Genomic DNA, 2,622 nt, shown 5'->3' with positions numbered 1-2,622 from the left:
TTTGGCCGCTCTCCTCGCCGCCCTCCGACAGGCAATCCTCACCCCGATCAGCCAAGCCAGCGTCCCGACAGGCCGCACCCTGCTCGCAGGGGCGACAGCCTGAAGACGTTGTTCAAGGCCGACTACAGACACGCTCCAATTTGTGCACGACGGGGGTGGGCACCGCCCAAGCCGGCGCGTGGCAGGGCGGTACGGGCCATTCTCCGTGTCTGCCACGCCCAGACTGCCATGTCGCCGCCCCCTGTCCGGAGAGGCAGGAGGGGGTTTTGGGGCCTATCCTCTCCATGGCCAGGATATGCGTATAAGCAGGGCTCTGGGAGTCGATATGAAATTTAGTTCCGGATTTTACTTGGCTTACTCCGCCACCCCGTGGAACGCTCCCGGCGACCCCTTCCCACCCCCGCCGCCAGCGCCCTGCATTCCGTCCGCTAATCCCCATTTCAGCTGCTTGCAACTCATTCGAACAAGCCTTCGGTCATGTCGGGAATTGCGACGCGAACAGATCCTCCAGATCATCTTCCGTGATGGCGAGCGCCGTGCCGGCCGCGCCGCCGAGGATGCCCGCGACGATGGCCTGCTTGCGGGCCTTGAGGGTCTCCATCTTCGCCTCGATGGTGCCCTCGGCGATCAGGCGGTGCACGAAGACCGGCTTGTCCTGGCCGATACGATGGGCACGGTCAGTGGCCTGGTCCTCGACGGCCGGGTTCCACCAGGGATCGTAGTGGATCACCGTATCGGCGGCGGTCAGGTTCAGCCCGACGCCGCCGGCCTTGAGGCTGATCAGGAACAGCGGCACCTCGCCCGACTGGAAGTAGCGCACCGGCGTTGCCCGGTCCCGGGTCTCGCCGGTCAGCTTCACATAGGCGATGCCGCCGCGGTCCAGTTCCGCCTCGATCAGCGCCAGCATGCTGGTAAATTGCGAGAAGAGCAGGATGCGCCTTCCCTCGCCCAGCAGGGCCGGCAGCATTTCCAGCAGTCGGTCGAGCTTCGCCGAGCGTGCCTTCTGGGGTTTGGCGCCGGACAGCTTGAGCAGGCGGGGATCGCAACAGGCCTGCCGCAGCTTGAGCAGGGCATCAAGGATGATGATGCCGGAACGGGCCAGCCCGTGCTGCTCGATGGCCTTCCGCACCTTGGCATGCATGGCCATGCGGATGCTCTCGTAGAGGGCGCGCTGGCCGCTTCCGAGTTCCACCACCTCCAGGATCTCGGTTCGCGGGGGCAGGTCGCCGGCGACTTCGGCCTTGGTCCGGCGCAGCAGGAAGGGGCTAACCCGGCGGGCGAGCAGGGCCTGCCGCTGCGCGTCGCCGCCACGCTCGATCGGTGTCCGCCAGAGGCGCCGGAAGCTCTGCTGGTCGCCCAGGAAGCCGGGCATCAGGAAGTGGAACAGCGACCATAGCTCGCCCAGGTGATTCTCCAGCGGCGTCCCGGAGAGGCACAGGCGCTGCCGGGCCCGCAGCCGCCCCGCCAGCTTCGCGGTCCCGGCCTGCGGGTTCTTGATGGTCTGTGCCTCGTCCAGCACGAGGATGTGCCATTCCTGTTCTGTCAGCACGGCGTGGTCGCGGATGAGAAGGGGATAGGTGGTGATGAGCAGGTCGTGCCGGCCGATCCCGCCGAAGTGCTGCGCGCGATCCCGGCCGTGCAGCGCCAGCACCCGCAACGACGGCGCGAAGCGGCCTGCCTCTGCCAGCCAGTTCGCCACGAGGCTGGTGGGGCAGACGACGAGGGCCGGCCGGTCCAGGCGCCCCTCCGCCTGCTCGATGGCCAGGTGCGCCAGGGTCTGCACCGTCTTGCCCAGCCCCATGTCATCGGCCAGCACGCCGCCCAGGCCGGCCGCGCGAAGGCACTGCAACCAGTCCACGCCGCGCTGCTGATAGGGCCGGAGCGACGCGGCGAAGCTGGCCGGCACGGTGCTGGGAGGGATCCCGTCGGTGCCGCGGAGCTGGCGGCCGAGGGCGCGGATGGCCTCCCCGCCCTGCCAGGCGATGCCACCCTGTCCCCCGGTGGCCTCCAGCAGGGCGAGGTCGGCGGCGCGGGCGCGCGGCAGGCGCAGGCGCCCCTCGGTCAGTTCGAGATCCGGTCCGGCGAAAAGCTCCAGCAGCATGGCCAGGATGCCGTGGAGATGCGCTCCGGGCACGGAAAGCAGCCGGCCATCGGGCAGCGGGAACACGAAAGGCAGGTCTTCGCCCTCCTCCGCCGGTTCCGACCTGGGCAGGGGGAGATCCGGGCCGCGTTGCCGCAGCAGATCGAGCAGGGCCGGCAGCAGGTCGATCCGCTCGCCCTCCACCATGATGCCGAGGTCGAGATCGAACCAGTCGATCCCGCTCGCCTCCTGGATCCGGGCGGCGATATCGCCCTGCGCCTCGATCAGCCGGATGGGGAAGTCATCCGCCACCTCGACGATCCATCCCGCGGCGCGCAGGGCGGGCACGTCATGCAGCAGGAAATCGATCCAGGTGCCCGGATCAGGGTCCGGCAGCAGCCAGGCATCGGCCTCGGCATGCCGTCCCGGCCCATGCGAGAGGTTGCTGAGGCGATGGAGGGCCAGCGTCTCCAGCATCCGGGTTGCCATGGCCTCGGCCGCCTGGTCACGCCTGACCCTGTGGAGCTGCCCGTCCCGCATGA

1 protein-coding gene is annotated in these 2,622 nt (G+C 68.9%); it reads right to left on the bottom strand.

Annotated elements, in window-relative coordinates:
* Positions 1 to 475: 475 nt before the first annotated feature.
* Positions 476 to 2,622, bottom strand: a 2,147-nt coding sequence (locus ROTAS13_RS22740; RefSeq protein WP_075823524.1) for a DEAD/DEAH box helicase, incomplete at its 5' end; no start/stop codon positions are given.

Origin of the sequence: Roseomonas sp. TAS13 (genome assembly GCF_001950415.1) — a bacterium.
GTDB classification, from domain to species: Bacteria; Pseudomonadota; Alphaproteobacteria; order Acetobacterales; family Acetobacteraceae; genus Roseomonas; species Roseomonas mucosa.
Note: the sequence above shows the minus strand (reverse complement) of the source record. Positions and strands in the feature narration are given on the sequence as shown.